This window comes from SAR202 cluster bacterium, from assembly GCA_016872355.1.
In the GTDB taxonomy this organism is placed as follows: Bacteria; Chloroflexota; Dehalococcoidia; order Lucifugimonadales; family VGZY01; genus VGZY01.
On record VGZY01000026.1, the window covers coordinates 16,191 to 32,940 of the forward strand.

The following is a 16,750-nucleotide window of genomic DNA, read 5'->3' on the forward strand; positions in this document are numbered from 1 at the left end:
TTCACTATGCCGGCAACCGGTGCGCTACGCCGCCTCCCTGCCCTGCTGATTGCTACCGCCCTCGCACTGCTCGTCGCGGGGTGCTCCGGCGACAATTCGCCATCGCCCACGCCTGCCCCGACTGTAGACCACAGCCTGCTTCACGGCCGCGAGGCCGTGGTGGGCGTGGTCCTTTCCCTGACCGGCAGCAACGCCATATACGGCGAGCCGCAACGCAAAGGCATCGCCCTCGCCATGGACGAGATCAACCAGGGGCTGGCGGGATATCCACACTTCATCCTCGACATCCGCGACGACGAGGGCGACCCTCAGAAGGCGAAGGCGATTTACGAGGAGATGGTAGCCAGAGAACGCCTTCTCGCGATCGTCGGCCCCACCCTCTCTGCGAGCGCGGTAGTCGCCGACCCCGTGGCTCAGGCCGCCGGCGTGCCCGTGCTTGCCGTTTCGAACACCGCGACGGGTGTGGTCGAAATAGGCGACTACGTCTTTCGTAATTCTCTTTCCGAAGCGCAGGTTATTCCGCAGACGGTGGCTGTCGCCAAATCGAAGCTGGGGCTGCAGCGGGTCGCGATCATCTACGGCGACGGAGAGACATTCACCCTATCCGGATACCACGCCTTCAAGGACGCCCTGGCCGCCAACGGCATCTCGATTGCAGCTGAGCAGTCCTATGCGCCGGGCAGAACGGACTTTGCGGACCTGCTCCGTGAGATCGGCGCGTCCCACCCGGACGCCATCGTCGCTTCGTCGCTGGCCAGGGACGCCTCGGTCATCCTCCAGCAGGCGCGCGCGCTGGGAATCACCGCTCCATTCATCGGCGGAAACGGCTTCAACTCGCCGTCTGTGCTCTCGGCGGCCGGTGAGGCGGCCGACGGCCTGATGGTCGGGGCGGCGTGGAACGTGGAGGCGCCCAGCGACTTGAGCAGGAAGTTCGTAGAGGCCTACCGGACGAGGTACGGCCAAGACCCGGACCAGTTTGCGGCGCAGGCGTACGCGGGGCTGTACATCCTGGGGAAGGCAATCTCCCGCATAGGGCCTGAGGAAGGGCGGAGCGAGCTTCGGGAGACCTTGCAGGGAGTGAGCCTGGAGACGGTTCTCGGCGACTTCCGGTTTGCGCCGTCGCGCGACGCGCAACACCCAGCGGTGGTCCAGATCGTACGCGGCGGCCGCTTCGTTCCGTACCAGTGAGCTAGCGTATACCCCGCTTCCAGCGCGCCCTGAACGTGCGCGAGGCCAGCGTGGGGAACGTGCGGTAGCGCGTCCACCCGGAGAGCGGAGGCGGCAGCCGCCGGATGCGGCCGTTCCGGGCGAGCGGCGACTGCGCCAGCCGCCCCACTCCGCCGGCCAGCCGCATGGCGGACGGGCGCGACACCGTAGCGCGGTACCCGCGCATCATCACCCTCTCTATCACTGGCGCCGCCGGCTTGCTCACGTGCGTCCCACCCTCGGCAATCTCGTGGCGCAGGTGGAGGAGCATCCTTGGGATGTTGATTCTCACCGGGCACACTTCCCTACACGCCCCGCAAAGGCTGGACGCGAAGGGCAGGTGCTTTGCCTCCGCAACGTCTGTGAGCACCGGGGAGACGATTGCGCCGATGGGTCCCGAGTACACCCAGCCGTAGGCGTGGCCGCCCACCTTGCGGTATACGGGGCAGGCGTTCAGGCATGCGCCGCACCGAAGGCAATAGAGCGCCTCACGCATTTGAGGGTCCGCAAGCAGCTTCGAGCGTCCGTTGTCCACGATCACCAGGTGGAACTCCTCCGGGCCGTCCTCGTCATCAGCCCTTCGCGGCCCGGTCACGGTGGTAACGTAGCTGGACAGGCGCTGGCCGGTGGCGGAGCGAATGAGCAGGCGAAGCATGACGCCAAGGTCCTCCATCGAGGGGACGATCTTCTCCATGCCCATGATAGCCACGTGCACCGGCGGCATTGATGTGGACATTCGACCGTTGCCCTCGTTGGTGACAAGGACGAGAGTGCCGGTCTCCGCCACAACGAAGTTCGCGCCCGTGATTCCCATGTCCGCGGCGATGAACTTCTCCCTGAGCTGCCTGCGCGCCACGCCCGCGATTTCTTCTATGCTGTCGTGGCGGGGAGCGCCGGTCTTTTCGTGGAGGATGTCGGAGACTTCCTGGCGCGACATGTGTATGGCCGGTGCGATGATATGGTAGGGCGTCTGCCCGGCGAGCTGGATGAGGTACTCCCCGAGGTCAGTCTCAACGGCCTCGATGCCGCTCGCTTCGAGATGGTGGTTGAGTCCCATCTCCTCGGAGATCATGGACTTGCCCTTGATCACGGTCCTGACGCCCCTCGCCCGCGCCAATCCAAGCACATAGTCGCTGGCCGACGCGGCGTCCTTCGCGAAGAAGACCTTGCCGCTTGCATTCTCCACGTTGCGCGCCGCCATCTCCAGGTAGTGGTCCAGGTTCTCCACCACGTGGGCCTTGATAGCCCGGCCGCGGTCCCGCAGATCCTCCCACCCTTGCGTGGCGGCCGCGGCGTTTATCCGCGCCTGGTGGAAGCCCCCGTACAGGCCCTGCAGGCTCTTCTGTCGCTGCGGGTCGGCGATTGTGGCGGAGGCGAGCGAAATGAACTCTCTGGTGCGCGGTTCCATGGGCTATTCTGAGGGGACCTCTGGATGTGATGCTGTGAAGTCCCTGCTAAGGGCTGCCAAGAAGTCGGTTGGACTGACAACTGCAACGCCGCGAAAGACTCCAATCGGGAGTAGATGACGGCGATCGCCCGTGACGAGGTAATGTGCTTTCGCAGCGACCGCGCAATCAATCACGCGATTGTCGTCGTGGCCGCCTTTCACCACCCGTACTCTGCCCCGAGGCTCAACCAGTATCCCAATAGACTTGAACATATCTACAACTTCGTCTGCTCGCGCGACTTCCCAGCCAAATCGTAGAGTCAGCACTCGATGCAGCTCGTCAAGAATGAACTTCGATACGAAAAGATCGAAATCGCCTCTTGCCGTCGCCGCGAGGATGCGTCCTGGAGGGCCTCCGAAGTTGAGGGCCGAAACGAACACATTTGTGTCGAGCACCGCGCGGACCCGCTCAGCTCCGGTACTCATGAATAATGTCGTCCACCTGGTCCTCTGTTATCCCTGTCTCGGCCGTCTTCTGCGAGCCGTAACGCATGAGTCCGTGAAGCCGGTGGGTAAGCACGTACCTTCGAAGGGCCTCTCGAATGAGGTCAGCTTCGGAGCGACCTTCCAGCCGGGTAAGCTCCTCGATCTGTCGTTCGAGCTCAGGAGATATCGACACCGTTACGGTCCTGGAATCGGCACTGCCCATATCGCCCTCCTCTTTAGGCCCTGCAGCTCTCCACGCCGTCATTTTACCAGAATACCTGCCGTCGCCTCGTCGAGAAGCTGGGCCAGGTGGAGCGGGCGCACGGGCGTGCCGCGCTTCTCCATGCCGCCGGCGATCTGCATGAGGCAGGTGGAGTCGCATGCGACCACCGAGGCTGCGCCGGTCCGAGCGATATTATCGATCTTGTCCTTCAGCATTGCGCCGGAAATTTCAGAGTACTTTACCGAGAACGTGCCGCCGAACCCGCAGCACACATCCGACTGCTCCATTTCGACGAGGTCGCCCGGCCTGGCCGCCTCTATCAGGCCGCGAGCCTGCGTCTTTGCGCCGAGCTCACGGCGCAGGTGACAGGCCTCGTGATAGGTGACCTTGCCGGCTTCTTCTCTCCGCCCGGTCAACGGGAGCGTCTTCACGCCCAGCACATCTACGAGGAACTGGGAAAGCTCGAAAACGCGGGGCGCTACGGCGTGCACCTCGGCCAGGACGGCAGGGTCGTCGTGGAAAAGCTCCTCGTAAAAGACCTTTACCATGCTCGCGCACGAGCCGGACGGGATGACGACGTACTCGTTGTCTCTATACATGTCCAGGAAGCGCCGCGCGGACGGGCGAGCGTCCGACCAGTAGCCGGAATTGAATGCGGGCTGCCCACAGCAGGTCTGGCGCGCGTCGTACTCCACCTGGACGCCGAGCCTGGTGAGGACGCGCACAGTGCTCTCCCCAATCTCGGGGTATAACTGGTCAACGACGCATGTGACGAACAGTGAGGCGGCGGTGGGCCGTGGCTGGCTCAATGGCGGGCTCCGCGTGCGGTGTTAGGAAATTCTACCAAAAGAAAAGGCCCCGGCGCTCGCCGGGGCCCATTTCGAGGCGTTCCAAGAGAAATCAGGAGACCATGCCCCTGACCATGAAGCCGGCGATCCAGGCGATCATGAAGGCCGGGCCAGCCAGGAACAGCCACCCTTCGGTTGAGGGCCTGGCGGGGCCGTGCGCCCTCAGGTAGAAGAGGTAGGCGAAGAACCCAATCGCCAGCAGCCACACCGAAATCGTTGTGACGCCGAGCGCGATGCCGATAATGAAGCCGACGACGGCCCATGCGTAAGGGGAATCGATTATCTTTGTGAGGGTCATGGCTTACCTTCCGATGCTTGCTAGCTTCGAAGAATACACGAACCGCGCGTATGTTTGCAATTGTTTGGTAATAGTGGAGTTTTGGCAGAACATATACCAAACCACGAAATCGCGGCGGTCTTTGATGACATGGCCGGCCTGCGGGAGGTCCAGGGGGCAAACAAGTGCCGCGTGCGCGCATACCGCAACGCCGCGAGGAGCATCGACAACCTGGGGCGCAGCGTGGCGGAGATGGCGGAGCGGGGTGAAGACCTGTCCGCTATCCCCGGCATTGGCAAGGAGCTGGCCCGAAAGGCGGTGGAGATCTCAGCGACCGGCAGCCTGGCTGACCTGACGCGCCTGAGGCGCCAAGTGCCGCGCGCGGTGACGGAGCTTATGGACCTCCCCGGGCTGGGCCCTAATAAGGCGCGTCAATTGCACGAGGCGCTTGGTGTTGCCACGCGCTCGGAGCTTGCCGAGGCCGCACAGGCCGGCAGGATCAGGAGGGTGCCCGGGTTCGGGCCGAAGACGGAGGAGCGTATCCTGGCCGAGCTGGCCGCCCGCAGGAGCGACAAGGGCAGCAACCGCTCGCGGTTCCGGCACGCGGACGTGGAGCAGGTGGTAGAAGGCCTCCTGGCGCATGTGCGACGCGATCGCGGAGTGGTGCGCGCAGAGGCAGCCGGAAGCTTCAGGCGCGGCAAGGAGACCGTCGGCGACATCGATATGGTGGCGGCGTGCAGGCCCGGGTACAGCGTCATAGACCACTTCGTGAGCTTCGGCGGGATCAGCCGCGTGGTATCGAAAGGCCCCACGAGGGCCACGGTGGTCATGCGGTCCGGACTGCAGGTGGACCTTCGCTCCGTGGACAAAGACTCCTGGGGCGCCGCCCTGCACTACTTCACCGGGTCCCGCGCGCATACTCTCAAGATACGGCTCATGGCCCAGCGCGCCGGGCTCAAGGTCAACGAGTACGGCGTGTATGACGGCGACCGCAAGATCGCGGGCGAGACCGAGGAGGATGTGAACGCCGCCCTCGGCCTGCCGTATATCGAGCCGGAGCTCCGCGAGGACCGGGGCGAGGTGGAGGCTGGACTGGACGGCCGTCTGCCGGAGCTGGTGACGGAGGGAGACATTCGCGGGAACCTGCACACGCACACGGTCGCCACCGACGGCCGGATGACGCTGCGCCAGGTGGCCGATGGGGCAATGGCCCGCGGCTACGAGTACATCGCCGTGACTGACCACACGCAGAGCCTGCGCATAACGAACGGGCAGGACCCGGCGCGGGTGCTGGCCCAGTTTGCGGAAATAGACAGGCTGAACGATGAGCTCGAAGGGCGATTGCGGGTACTGAAGAGCGCGGAGGTGGACATACTGCTGGACGGCTCGCTGGACCTGCCGGACGGAGTACTGCGAGAGATGGACGTGGTGGTCTGCTCGGTGCATTCGCACTTCAAGTTGCCGCGCAAGCATCAGACTGAACGTATTATCAGGGCCATCTCGAAGCCGTGCCCTATCATCCTGGGCCATGGAACGGGGCGCAAGATCAACGTCAGGGAGCCATACGACGTGGACATTGAGGCGGTGATAGATGCGGCGGCGCGACTGGGACGTGTCCTGGAGGTGAACGGGCAGCCCGAGCGGTTGGACATTAACGATGTCTACGCGAAGATGGCGAAAGAGGCGGGCGTCAAACTCTCCGTTTCCACCGACGCACACCGTCTGAGTGAGTTCGACTTCATGCGCCACGGCGTGATGCAGGCGCGGCGGGGCTGGCTGGAGGCGCGCGACGTGATCAATACGCTGCCGCTGGAGGAGATGCTCGCTTCGTTCGGGTGAAAGTCGCGTGGGAAAAACGAAGGGCCGCCCCTCGAGAAGGGCGGCCCGATCCGTCGCAACACGCTGTTACGGCCCTGGTGTCGGCGGCGGGGTGACGATTGGCCCGCTGCCCTGGTCATCGTTAAGGATGTCCCGCAACTCCTGCTTCATCGCTCGGATACGGTCTACTTTTTCGGAGATCTTGCGAAAAAGCTCTCCGCGGGCCTTGATTCCCTCACCGATAAGGAAGGCCGCGCCTTCCGACCTGCTGTTGACCACGCCTGCATCCACCAGCTCCTCGAGCCTCAGAATAGCCTCGCGGTTCAAGCGGACCATAACGACGGTGTCCCTTGCGGACAGAGTGTCCTGGACAGCGTCGCGGAGGTTCTCGCCCGCCTCCTTGATCGTATCGCCCACTTTGTCGATATTCGCCTTTTCGTACGCGTTCTTGATAGCCGAGCGGCTCTCGTCGACGATTATCTCGAACCCTTCAACGATGCGCTTCTTCTTGCGTTCGCCTGTCATTTTCTGCCTCCATCGTGGCACTTACATGTAATTATATTACGAACGCTCCTCAAACACTACATTTCGGCAAGGCACCTTTGTGTTAGTCCCGAGTTCGGAGCGAGGCGCGGAATGGTTCCAGCACATGGTACAATCCGAAGCGTAGCATTGACGAACCCTGATTCAGCAGAGAATCCCCGTAGAAACTCCAGCCGGCTCCGTACCAGACGAATCCGCCCCAGGGAAAATTGATGCCTCCTCCGGGAAGCGTGGGCGCGGAAGGTCGGCGTACTCCAGTCGCGACCTCACCCAGGGCAGCGTGCCCAAAAACCTCCTCTTCCTCGCTTGGCCCCAGGTCACGGAGGGCTTGCTGACGGTCGTCGCGCAGGTGGCGGACATGTTTTGGGCCGGCCGCCTCGGCTACCAGGCAGTCGCCGGGTTGGGCGTTGGCCAGATCTACATTCTTATGACGCTCACTGCGCGGGCAGGCATGGACGCTGCCATGCGGGCCATGATTGCCCGGGCGATCGGCGCGCGCCAGATCTCCCACGCGAACCACGTGCTTTTGCAGGCGCTGGCGCTGACGGCCCTCTTCTCCCTCTTCATCGCAGTGACGGGCATCGCGCTTTCGGAGCAGATGCTGCGAGTTCTGGGCCTGGGGGACGAAGTGGTGCGGCAGGCGAACGCGTACATGCAGATCATGTTCATCGCCATCGGGGGGTTCTTCTTCCAGTCCATGAGCGCCGGGGCGCTCCAGGCGGCGGGGGACAGCCTCACTCCCCTGAAGGCGGAAACGGTCGCGCGAATTATTCACTTCGTCTTGAGCCCGTTGCTGGTGCTCGGCCTATTCGGGATGCCGGAACTTGGGCTGGCGGGCATCTCACTCGCGATGCTCGCCGGTAGGAGCGTGGGCATTTCCATGAACTTCTTTGCGCTGTTCAGAGGGCATACTCGACTGCGCCTTGATATCAGGGAATTCAGGCCGGACGTGCCGCTGATGGGGCGCATGCTGAAGATAGGTCTGCCTGCCTCGGTCACGGGCGCGCAGCGGGGCATTTCGCAGCTCGTGCTGGTGGCGATGGTGGCGCCGTTCGGCGACGGCGCGGTGGCGGCGTTCGCGGTGGCGCGGCGCGTGGAGACGATGGCAAACCAGACGAGCGTCGGCATCGGCAAGGCCGCAGGGGCGCTTGCGGCGCAAAACCTGGGAGCAGGAAACGCAGACCGGGCGATGCCGACGGTCAAGTGTGCCATCGCCTACATGGCGATCGTGGGCGGCATTCTATGCACTTTCTTCTTCCTGTTCCCCGGCAAGGTGGCCGCGTTCTTCCACTCGGACGCGCAGTTCATAGACGCCGCAACGACGTGGATACTCATCGTCGCTCTCGGCTTCCTGCCGCTGAGCGTGGGGTACGTGCTTGACCACGTCTTCAACACCGTGGGCAAGCCGACAATTCCAATGCTCGTCACGGTGGCTACGCTCTGGGGCATTGAGATACCGCTGTCCTATGTGCTCTCACACCACACGCCGCTGGCGCAATACGGGCTGCCGTGGGCGCTGGTTATTGGCTCCACGATACGACTTGTGATACTGGCCGCCTATTTGCGAAACGGCAAGTGGCGCAGGGTCGGTGCGACCGTTTGACGCCAAATTTGCGTTAGCCCTATACCTGTATGCGATACTAGGGCATAAAGCCCCGAATGCACCGCATTCGGCAAGGATGATTGTGCATGACCATTCTGAACAACGACCCTCAGGCCCAGACATCCGCTCCCGCGCCCGCTCCTCAACCCCCTGCGCGGAAGGCTGCCAAGCTGGCCTGGTACAAAGACGCCTACCTATTGGCGTCAGTACTCGGAGTGTTTCTTCTCGACCGCCTGACCAAAGTAATCGTGGTGCAGGCGCTTGACCTGTATGAGTCGTGGCCGCGCGACGGCTTCTTCCGGTTCACATATGGGCAAAACACGGGTACGGCGTTTGGGCTGTTCCCTAACCAGACCGTTGCCCTTATCTTCGCCTCGTTCATCGCCATTGGCTTCCTGATCTACTTCTACAGGACGCACGCCATGCCCAGCCGCCTCCTGCGGCTGGCGATCGGCCTCCAGCTGGGCGGGGCGTTCGGCAACCTGTTCGACAGGATGATGCACCGCGCGGTGGTGGACTTCATCGACGTGGGTCCGTGGCCCATCTTCAACCTGGCGGACTCCTCCATCGTAGTGGGCATCGGCCTGCTCGTCGTCGCGATGTTCATAACGACGGAGCCGGCTGAAAAGAAGCCTGCGCCGGCCGTGATCGAGCGGCTCGACTCCCCCGCGCCCGCGGTGGAAGAGTCCCGGTAACCCGCCGTGCCACACACGTACGAGGCTGTGGCTGAGTCGGGCGGCGAGAGGCTGGACAGGTTCCTTGCCGGCCGTTTCCCCGACCTTTCCCGCTCGCGCATCCAGACGCTGATCGAAGACGGCCACGTCACCGTGGACGACCGTTCAACGAAGGCGTCTGAGAGGCCCCGGGCGGGCCAGCGCATCGTGGTGACCGTGCCGGACCCCGGTCCGAGCGCGATCGAGCCGCGGGACATTCCCCTCAACATCGTTTACGAAGACCGGCACATCATGGTGGTGGACAAGCCCGCCGGGCTGACAGTGCACCCCGCCGCCGGCCACTACAACGACACCCTTGCCAATGCCGTGCTGGCCCACGACCCGGATATCGAGGGCGTGGGTGGAGAGGTGCGGCCGGGCATCGTGCACCGGCTGGACAAGGACACATCCGGCCTGCTCGTGATTGCGAAGACCGATGAGGCCCACCGCAGGCTGACCGCCCAGTTCATGGAGCGCGAGGTGACGAAGGTCTACCTGGCGCTCGTGCACGGGAGCCTCAAGCAGGACGAGGCGACTATCGACGCTCCGATCGGCCGCCATCCGGGCGACCGAAAGCGCATGGCCGTGGTGTCCACGGGGCGCCATGCCGCGACGAAGATACGCGTTGTCGCGCGGTACCGGGGCCACACGCTGATCGAGGCACAGCCGGTCACCGGGCGGACGCACCAGATACGCGTTCACCTGGCCTCCATAGGCCACCCGGTTGCAGGCGATGCCACGTACGGCAAGGGGCACGCCGTTCTGAAGCGCCAGTTCCTGCACGCACACCGCCTTGGGTTCTGCCACCCGGAGACCGGCGAGTACATGGAGTTCACGTCGGACCTGCCGCCGGACCTGCGGTGGGTCCTGGACGACCTGGTAGCGCCGGTATGAACGTGGTTCGCAGGCCCTCATTTCGTAGGGGCGCACAGACGTGCGCCCTGCCCTGGTTGTACTAACCGAAATCGTAGGCAGGAAACGGGCGCACTGACGTGCGCCCGTACGAAATCGGGGCCACGGGTCCGCACGCGGATTCGCAGATGTGGGCAACAGAGCGATAGACTATTGGCGCCGGAGTGTATCCAGGAGCGCGAATGGCCACCGCGAATATCAAAATAGGCTCTGCTTCGTGGGCGGACAAGTCGCTGCTCACGTCCGGCATGTACTACCCTTCGTGGTGCAAAACGGCCGAGGACAGGCTGCGCTTCTACTCCTCCGAGTTCCCAATGGTCGAGGTGGACAGCTCCTACTACGCCCTGCCCTCCAGCCGCAACTCCAGCCTTTGGGTTGAGAGGACGCCGGATGACTTTGTATTCAACATCAAAGCCTTCCGCCTCTTCACCACGCACCCAACGCCGCCGGTCGCTCTGCCGAAGGACCTCCGCGAGACTATGCCGCCGGAGCTGGCTGCCAAGCGTAACGTGTACTACGCGGACGTACCCGCGGCGATGCGCGACCGAATGTGGGAGATGTACAGGGATGGGATCATGCCCCTCCAGTCGGCAGGCAAGCTGCGGGTTGTTGTGCTCCAGTTCCCCGCGTGGTTCATGCCGCGGAAGAGCAGCTTCGAACACATCGACGAGTGCCGGGAGCGGCTGTCCGGCTTCAAGACGGCGGTTGAGTTCCGCAACAAGTACTGGCTTAGCGACGAGAACCGGGAGTCCACGCTCTCATATCTGAGGCGAAACGGGATGTCATACATCTGCGTTGACGAGCCGCAGGGGATGAAGTCGTCCGTGCCGCCGATCGCAGACGTGACGGCGGACATTGGGATAGTCCGTTTCCACGGGCGCAACACGGAGATGTGGGAAGCCAAGGGGCTGACGGCGTCGCCTGAGCGCTTCGACTACTACTATTCGCGGCCGGAGCTTGAGGAGTGGGCGCCGAAGATTGAGTCGATGCGAAAAGACGCGGCCGAGGTGCACCTGGTCATGAACACCAATGCCCAGGACCAGGCAATAAAGAACGGGCGGTTGCTGGCGGAGATCATCGGCGAAGGGCTCAAGCCCGCCCCGACGCTTTTCTAGCGCTGGGCAGAGCTCACGGTGGCGGATACCGCCTCTTCTGCCCCGCCGCGCAGCGCGCGGGTGCGGCGCACGCGGGCCAGGCCGGAGGACGCGCCTACAGTGACCAGGAGCACGACAACGGAAGTGAGCACCACCGCCCCGCCAGCCGCCAGGTCCGCGTAGAAGGCAATTATCAGCCCGGAAACCGAGCTGACAACCCCGATCAGCATCGCCAGGGCGATGGCTGACCGTAGCCCTTTCGCCAGCCGGATGCCGGCGATAACGGGTATCACCAGCATCGCCCCTACAAGCAGCACACCCACGACCCTCATGGAGAGGGTTATGGTCGCGCCCGTAAGTATCGCCAGCCCCAGGTTCACCGCGTTAACCGGCACGCCCGTGGTGATCGCAAGGTCGTTGTCGAAGGAAGTTTGCGCCAGCTCCGAATAGAAGATCACAACGAAGCCGATGATCAGGGCGCCGAGTGCCCCAACGAGCCAGAGGTCCGCCCAGTCAATCGTCAAAACGCTGCCGAAAAGGTAACTGAAAAGGTCCACGTTGAAGCCGCCGGCGAGGCTTATGATGACCACCGAGAGCGCTAGGGCGGTATAGAGCATAATGGCGAGGGCCGCGTCTCCCGGCATCATGCGCCGCGCCCGGAGCTGCTCTATTGTTACAGCCGCCACAGAGGTCGCTCCTAGCGCCGCAATGGGCGGAAAGGTCTTCAGAAGCAGCCCTACCGCGACGCCGGCCAGGGCAACATGGGAAAGGCTGTCCGCGATCATCGAGAGCCTGCGCAGGACAAGGAAGATGCCGATGGCGGGCGCCATCGCCCCGACGATTGCGCCGGCAATGAGCGCGCGGACCATGAAGTCGTACTGAAGTATCTCCATCTGGCTACCTGTGCTCGTGCAGCGCGTCGTGCACAAGGACGTCCGGCGAGAAGCCGTAGAGCTTCCCAAGCTCTTTCTGCGTCAGTGCGTGCGTGTCCCCGTGGAAGACGATGGTGCGGTTAATGCAGGCTACGGTGGTGGCCTCGCGCATCACTGCCCCGATGTCGTGTGAGACCATGACGATGCTCATTCCCTTGTCCCGGTTGAGCCGCCGAAGGAGGGCGTAGAAGCGCTCCTGCCCGGCGGCGTCTATGCCGGCCACGGGCTCGTCGAGCACAAGGATCTCAGGGTCCCGGACGAGGGCACGGGCAAAGAGCACGCGCTGCTGCTGGCCGACCGACAGGGACGATATGCGGTGGCTGCGGATCGCGGTCAGCCCGGCCGTCTCAAGGGCCTCAGTGACGGTTGGGCCACCAGGCCTCCTGAAGATTCCCATGGGATCAAAGCCCCTGTAGAGCCCCTGCGAGACGATCTCTTCAACCGCGGACGGGAACTGGGAGCGGAGGCTGTCTACCTTCTGCGGAACGTACCCTACCCTGCCCACGGCCCGGAGCTTGCTGGGCGGCGAGCCGAACAGCTCCACGCTCCCGCACTGGGGGGCGACAAGACCAAGGGCCAGCTTCAGCAGCGTGGACTTCCCGCTGCCGTTTGGGCCGAGCACGGCCATGAACTCCCCGCGCTGCACCGTGAATGAGACGTCTTCCACCACCGGCACGGCCCCGTAGCCGTACCAGACGCCATTCAGCTTCAGGCATGGTCCCGAAAATCCGTTGCTCAGGTTGAACACCCCAGGGCCTGTTTCAGGGAAGTCAGATTCTTGTCCATAAGCGTGAAATATGTCTCTCCGCTCCGGGATTCATCAAGTGTAACACTTTCGATGGGGTGCAGCGGGAGCAGGGTGGCATTGACTTCCTTTGCGACGGTCTGCGCCAGCCGCTGGCTGAGTATCGGCTCTACAAGTACGTATTGTATGCCGGCCTTCTTTATGCGGCTGGAGAGGTCCGCCAGGTCTCTGGGGGACGGCTCCGCCTCCGGCGAAAGGCCGGAAACGGCCATCTGCTCAAAGCCATAACGGCGGGCCATGTACCCGAATGCCTCATGGGAAGTGGCCACCTGCTTCTTGGAACACGTGGCAAGGCCTGTCTGGAACCGGGAGTCCAGCGCGTTCAGGTCAGCGATTAGCAAATCGGCGTTGTCGGTATATGCCGCCGCACTTGCGGGGTTTCGCGCGATCAACGCGTCCCTGATGACCTTGACCAGCTCAATAGCCTTCAATGGGTCAAGCCAAACGTGTGGGTCGAGCGAACCGTGGCCGTGCCCGTCCGCATCCAGTTCCGGGCCACTGACCTGCTCGCTGTTCTCGATCACCGGACCCAGCGGGGCGTTCCACCCGAATATTGCGATTGCGGACGGGTTGCCGGCAACTTTGAAAGTCCTCTCGATCTCCATTTCCTCCAGGTGCACTTCAATTATTTCGCCGGTATCCGGAATGGTAATGTACGCGACTCCATGGCCGGCGACCATGCTGGGAAGCGCTCCGGATCCGAAGCGCTCAAACGGGCCAGTGACGTCCAACTCACCTACGAGCGTCCATGTTGCGAGATCAAGAACACGCAGCACGCCGTCCTTGGTCAGAACGACGACTTGATCGCCCTCAGAATGTTCGAAGTCGAAGCTCTGGTAGTTGGCAGGGAGAGTGTAGATATCTCTCTGGTTGATGGAGTCTGCGGCTGGATCGATTCGCACCAAGGCGTTGTAATTGTGGAAAACCCCATACTGGCCTACAGCAAAAGACTGATCGTGATGGGCCTTAATTACGCTTGTTCTGAAGTTGTCAGGGTACGAAATCTTCTTGGATGAAAAGAATCCAGTAGCCGGGTTCTGAGTCAAGACCAGCACTCCGCCGTCTCCGGTGCCATCGATGTTCTTCTGGAAACAGCCGAACAGGAAGCTATCGCCAACAACGGCCTCTCCATGCATACCGAGGCACCGTTTCTGCGGGTCGGCTTTGTCATTGAATGTCTGGATCGTGTTCCCCTGTTGGTCAACTATCTTGAAGCCGCTGGCCAGCGTTCCGAACTCGCGAGTCGGATCTGGGTCCGAGATCAACAGGAGACTGCGGGCCGCAGGTACTGAGACGCCGTGATTTGCCTCCGTGGTCAGGACGAAAGGAGAAACGCCGGAGTCGAAAACGGCGCGTTCAGGGAGAATAAGGTTCTTGCTGCTCACGCCCTCGTCGAAGTTGCCGTCGAAGTGGACGGTTACGTAGCCGTTGTGTGATACAAAGTGAACCGGGTTTTTGCTGCCATATGCTGCATCACTCAGAGAGAACGGCAGAATGGAAGGCTCGCCCTTATAAGCGTCTATGTGGTCTCCATGGTCGTCCGCCCACATGCCAGAGTCAATGAAATTTACCTTTCCGGCGGCGGTTTGGACGGCGGCGGCGATTCTTCCGCTTTCGGTGACGTAAAGGCTAGACTTGCCTTCCACCTGGAATGTGGCAACAATCTCGCCGGACTCCAGATCAACTACTTGGAGCAGGCCTGTTGCGCCGTCGGCGACAATAATCCTGGGCTGCGGCTCGTCACCGTGTCCATGCTCATCATCGAACTGTTCCGCAATGTCGTGTGCAGCCTCTACAAGGGTAACGGAGGCCGGCAGGTTGGCAACGGCGCGGTCTATCCACGGCTCAAAGCCCGCGCCGTTGTATACCATGATGTCCGAGTTGGCGAGCGTCCTGATATCGCCCGGAGTCGGTTCGAAGTCGTGCGCATCTACGCCGGGCTTGACGATGTTCGTCACGTTAGCAGTGTCCCCGGCTATGCGCCTGGTGAAGTATTCCAGCGGGAATAATGTTGTGGCTATGTCCAGCTTCTCTGCCTGGGCAGTGGGCGACGTGCCGGACGGCGTCGGCGTCTGGGCGCCGGAAGCGGGCGCATCATCCTTGCCGCATGCGACTGCAAGCACGGCTACGCCCAGGATCACAGCCACGAAGCGCGCAAAGCGGCGCTTGAAAATCGTCGGTTTTGTGATACTCAGTCTCATATTCACGTGACAAATCTCCCTTTAGAGAATTATTGAGTTATCGGCAAGTTGCGACGTGTTGAATCGGTTGGGCCGCCCGAGCTGATGCGGATACGGCGAGGTGGTCTTTGCACAGGAACCGAGAGACCGTGGAGGCAACCTTCGACAGCCCTTCGTCGATATTCCGCCGCATGTCCAATTCCGGCCCAGGGTCAACCACGACGGCGAGCCAACGGTCTCCGCGTCCGCCCAGCGCGATTCGGTAGTGCGCGTCTGTGGAAGTTTGGGACATTATCTGGTCCAAGACGGTTGCCCATGCCCTCGGCTTAACCTGCTTATATTGGACGTACGCTGCAAAGACGCCGTCCTCAACCCATTCCGCGCTCTCGGTGTGGCCGCCGCAAGAGCATAGAGTCTCAACCATCCCGGTGTGATTCATCGCCCAGACAAGGTCCCTGACCGGCGCGTCGAGCAGGCGATAATCAATGAACCACGGGTGCATTATCTGAACGTCCGGGTCCGTTCGCAGCAAAACCGCTTCCTTGAACCACCACATATCTACTTCTTGCCCGCCTGTCCGCCTTCCAGGAGATAGAACTCCTGCTTGCTGATGAATTTGAAGACCTTCTCGCCGTTTGCGTTTGCGGTGGCGGCGTAAGTGGTGCGTCCGCTCTTCTGCTTAATGGCCCTGGCGATTACCAAGCTGTCCGGTATCTGAACCGATTTACGGGTCTTCAGGCTATAGAACTCCATAGAATCTTCTCCTCGTTGAAATACCTGATACTGCGTCTCACTAAAAGTCAATAAGCCAAGCTAACCGCAGTGGTCACGGTCACTAGTTCCCTTTTTTTCTTAAGGCACTGCTTGCAGGTGATGTAGAACTCGATACGGTGGCCGACGATCTCGCCCGAGATATCCTCGCCGATGGCACGGAGAAGGCGTTCGATTGTCACGTCGCGGAACTCGCCGACGGTGCCGCACTTCAGGCAGATGGTGTGGTGGTGGTGCTCGTACCGAGCGAGGGTATACTTCGGCGCGCCGTCCGGGAGGGCCAGCTTGCAGACTACGCCGGCCTCCAGGAGGAGCTTGATGGTGCGGTACACGGTGGCCCTGCCTACTCCGGGGATCTCGTGGTTGATCTCTTCCGCGGTGAAGCCCTCGTGCTTGCGCTCAAGGAGGTTAATCACGCCGCGCCGAGGCATGGTGGCCCGATAGCCCTTGTCTTCAAGGACCGCAATGAGGTCGGGCTTGGTTGCATGCGTCGCAGACATGATACTCAGTCTCAATTCATGCTATTAGTAAGTCCGGCTTGCCGCCGGACTTCCTGGAACAAAATACCACTCAGTTATTGTGCTGTCAAGTTCAGCTTACGAAGAGCCTGCCGTACTCCCAGGGATGGACGCCCTGACTGCCGCAGAGAGGACACACCGAATTAGCCGTAACGATGCGCGACACAAAGAGGACAGGGAGCGCAGCGGCAGAGCCTTTGACCACGGCCTCTAATTTGACAGCGGTAAGAAGCTTTTTCAATGGTCGCCTCCGTATTTGGAACGCCATCTACCGTTTGAGCACAATAATTGGACACTAACATTGTGCGGACGCAGTGTCAAGAACCCGGGCTTTTCTTGTCTTTGCTCAGTGATATTGTCAGTAGGTAACTGCTCAGTGAATATGTCAGTCCATGAGAGGACTACATTTGACCGAGCGAGAAGCGAAGAGAGCA

18 protein-coding genes are annotated in these 16,750 nt (G+C 62.0%); 6 read left to right on the plus strand and 12 right to left on the minus strand.

Annotation, left to right across the window (positions count from 1 at the left end):
- Positions 1–6: 6 nt before the first annotated feature.
- Entirely contained in the window at positions 7–1,188 is a 1,182-nt protein-coding gene (locus FJ319_07490) for an ABC transporter substrate-binding protein (GenBank protein ID MBM3934129.1), read from the plus strand.
- A gap of 1 nt (position 1,189) precedes the next feature.
- On the opposite strand, the gene FJ319_07495 is transcribed toward FJ319_07490, so the two are convergent.
- The 5 genes from FJ319_07495 to FJ319_07515 all read right to left on the minus strand — a co-directional run bounded on the left by FJ319_07495 (position 1,190) and on the right by FJ319_07515 (position 4,448).
- Positions 1,190–2,614, minus strand: a complete 1,425-nt coding sequence (locus tag FJ319_07495) for an iron-sulfur cluster-binding protein (GenBank protein ID MBM3934130.1) — start codon at positions 2,612–2,614, stop codon at positions 1,190–1,192.
- A gap of 3 nt (positions 2,615–2,617) precedes the next feature.
- On the minus strand, positions 2,618–3,079 hold the full coding sequence (locus FJ319_07500) for a putative toxin-antitoxin system toxin component, PIN family (GenBank protein ID MBM3934131.1): 462 nt from the start codon (positions 3,077–3,079) through the stop codon (positions 2,618–2,620).
- Entirely contained in the window at positions 3,063–3,461 is a 399-nt protein-coding gene (locus FJ319_07505; GenBank protein ID MBM3934132.1) for a CopG family transcriptional regulator, read from the minus strand. Before FJ319_07505 ends, FJ319_07500 begins: the two co-directional genes overlap by 17 nt.
- Positions 3,341–4,111, minus strand: a complete 771-nt coding sequence (locus tag FJ319_07510; GenBank protein ID MBM3934133.1) for a (Fe-S)-binding protein — start codon at positions 4,109–4,111, stop codon at positions 3,341–3,343. The genes FJ319_07505 and FJ319_07510 overlap by 121 nt, the downstream gene beginning before the upstream one ends.
- Before the next feature lie 91 nt (positions 4,112–4,202).
- Positions 4,203–4,448 (minus strand): hypothetical protein, encoded by a 246-nt coding sequence (locus tag FJ319_07515; GenBank protein ID MBM3934134.1) that lies wholly within the window; start codon positions 4,446–4,448, stop codon positions 4,203–4,205.
- 93 nt (positions 4,449–4,541) lie between these two features.
- Here FJ319_07515 and polX point away from each other — a divergent pair, with 93 nt between their 5' ends.
- Positions 4,542–6,266, plus strand: a complete 1,725-nt coding sequence (gene polX, locus FJ319_07520; protein ID MBM3934135.1) for a DNA polymerase/3'-5' exonuclease PolX — start codon at positions 4,542–4,544, stop codon at positions 6,264–6,266.
- Positions 6,267–6,332: 66 nt separating this feature from the next.
- Here the strand turns inward: polX and FJ319_07525 are convergent, their stop codons facing one another.
- Positions 6,333–6,770: a hypothetical protein gene (locus FJ319_07525; protein MBM3934136.1), complete on the minus strand. Its 438-nt coding sequence runs from the start codon at positions 6,768–6,770 to the stop codon at positions 6,333–6,335.
- Positions 6,771–7,068: 298 nt separating this feature from the next.
- On the opposite strand from FJ319_07525, the gene FJ319_07530 reads away from it, so the two are divergent.
- The 4 genes from FJ319_07530 to FJ319_07545 all read left to right on the plus strand — a co-directional run bounded on the left by FJ319_07530 (position 7,069) and on the right by FJ319_07545 (position 11,131).
- Positions 7,069–8,391, plus strand: coding sequence for an MATE family efflux transporter (locus FJ319_07530; protein ID MBM3934137.1), 1,323 nt, complete (start codon positions 7,069–7,071; stop codon positions 8,389–8,391).
- An 86-nt stretch (positions 8,392–8,477) separates the two neighbouring features.
- Complete coding sequence (gene lspA, locus FJ319_07535) at positions 8,478–9,086, plus strand: signal peptidase II (protein ID MBM3934138.1); 609 nt, start codon at positions 8,478–8,480, stop codon at positions 9,084–9,086.
- A gap of 6 nt (positions 9,087–9,092) precedes the next feature.
- Positions 9,093–9,998: an RluA family pseudouridine synthase gene (locus FJ319_07540; protein MBM3934139.1), complete on the plus strand. Its 906-nt coding sequence runs from the start codon at positions 9,093–9,095 to the stop codon at positions 9,996–9,998.
- 200 nt (positions 9,999–10,198) lie between these two features.
- Positions 10,199–11,131 carry a DUF72 domain-containing protein gene (locus tag FJ319_07545; protein ID MBM3934140.1) on the plus strand — a complete coding sequence of 311 codons (933 nt, stop codon included), beginning with the start codon at positions 10,199–10,201 and terminating at the stop codon, positions 11,129–11,131.
- On the opposite strand, the gene FJ319_07550 is transcribed toward FJ319_07545, so the two are convergent.
- Genes FJ319_07550 through FJ319_07575 form a run of 6 tightly spaced genes read right to left on the minus strand, consistent with a single transcriptional unit; the run spans position 11,128 to position 16,298 of the window.
- Positions 11,128–12,003 (minus strand): metal ABC transporter permease, encoded by an 876-nt coding sequence (locus FJ319_07550; GenBank protein ID MBM3934141.1) that lies wholly within the window; start codon positions 12,001–12,003, stop codon positions 11,128–11,130. The two genes, FJ319_07545 and FJ319_07550, sit on opposite strands and share 4 nt — an antisense overlap.
- Before the next feature lie 4 nt (positions 12,004–12,007).
- The gene (locus tag FJ319_07555) at positions 12,008–12,790 is read right to left on the minus strand and encodes a metal ABC transporter ATP-binding protein (protein ID MBM3934142.1); all 783 of its coding nucleotides are present in this window, start codon (positions 12,788–12,790) and stop codon (positions 12,008–12,010) included.
- On the minus strand, positions 12,778–15,048 hold the full coding sequence (locus tag FJ319_07560) for a hypothetical protein (protein ID MBM3934143.1): 2,271 nt from the start codon (positions 15,046–15,048) through the stop codon (positions 12,778–12,780). The genes FJ319_07555 and FJ319_07560 overlap by 13 nt, the downstream gene beginning before the upstream one ends.
- 37 nt (positions 15,049–15,085) lie before the next feature.
- Entirely contained in the window at positions 15,086–15,559 is a 474-nt protein-coding gene (locus FJ319_07565; GenBank protein MBM3934144.1) for a hypothetical protein, read from the minus strand.
- 26 nt (positions 15,560–15,585) lie between these two features.
- Complete coding sequence (locus FJ319_07570; protein ID MBM3934145.1) at positions 15,586–15,780, minus strand: hypothetical protein; 195 nt, start codon at positions 15,778–15,780, stop codon at positions 15,586–15,588.
- 47 nt (positions 15,781–15,827) lie between these two features.
- Positions 15,828–16,298 carry a transcriptional repressor gene (locus FJ319_07575; protein ID MBM3934146.1) on the minus strand — a complete coding sequence of 157 codons (471 nt, stop codon included), beginning with the start codon at positions 16,296–16,298 and terminating at the stop codon, positions 15,828–15,830.
- Between the last annotated feature and the right edge of the window lie 452 nt (positions 16,299–16,750).

Coding starts and splice junctions, on each gene's coding strand:
- FJ319_07515 (MBM3934134.1), bottom strand. CDS start 4,448: ATGACCCTCACAAAGATAATCGATTCCCCTTACGCATGGGCCGTCGTC.
- FJ319_07545 (MBM3934140.1), top strand. CDS start 10,199: ATGGCCACCGCGAATATCAAAATAGGCTCTGCTTCGTGGGCGGACAAG.
- FJ319_07575 (MBM3934146.1), bottom strand. CDS start 16,298: ATGTCTGCGACGCATGCAACCAAGCCCGACCTCATTGCGGTCCTTGAA.
- FJ319_07490 (MBM3934129.1), top strand. CDS start 7: ATGCCGGCAACCGGTGCGCTACGCCGCCTCCCTGCCCTGCTGATTGCT.
- FJ319_07550 (MBM3934141.1), bottom strand. CDS start 12,003: ATGGAGATACTTCAGTACGACTTCATGGTCCGCGCGCTCATTGCCGGC.
- FJ319_07495 (MBM3934130.1), bottom strand. CDS start 2,614: ATGGAACCGCGCACCAGAGAGTTCATTTCGCTCGCCTCCGCCACAATC.
- FJ319_07570 (MBM3934145.1), bottom strand. CDS start 15,780: ATGGAGTTCTATAGCCTGAAGACCCGTAAATCGGTTCAGATACCGGAC.
- FJ319_07505 (MBM3934132.1), bottom strand. CDS start 3,461: ATGCGACTCCACCTGCCTCATGCAGATCGCCGGCGGCATGGAGAAGCG.
- FJ319_07560 (MBM3934143.1), bottom strand. CDS start 15,048: ATGAGACTGAGTATCACAAAACCGACGATTTTCAAGCGCCGCTTTGCG.
- FJ319_07500 (MBM3934131.1), bottom strand. CDS start 3,079: ATGAGTACCGGAGCTGAGCGGGTCCGCGCGGTGCTCGACACAAATGTG.
- FJ319_07525 (MBM3934136.1), bottom strand. CDS start 6,770: ATGACAGGCGAACGCAAGAAGAAGCGCATCGTTGAAGGGTTCGAGATA.
- lspA (MBM3934138.1), top strand. CDS start 8,478: ATGACCATTCTGAACAACGACCCTCAGGCCCAGACATCCGCTCCCGCG.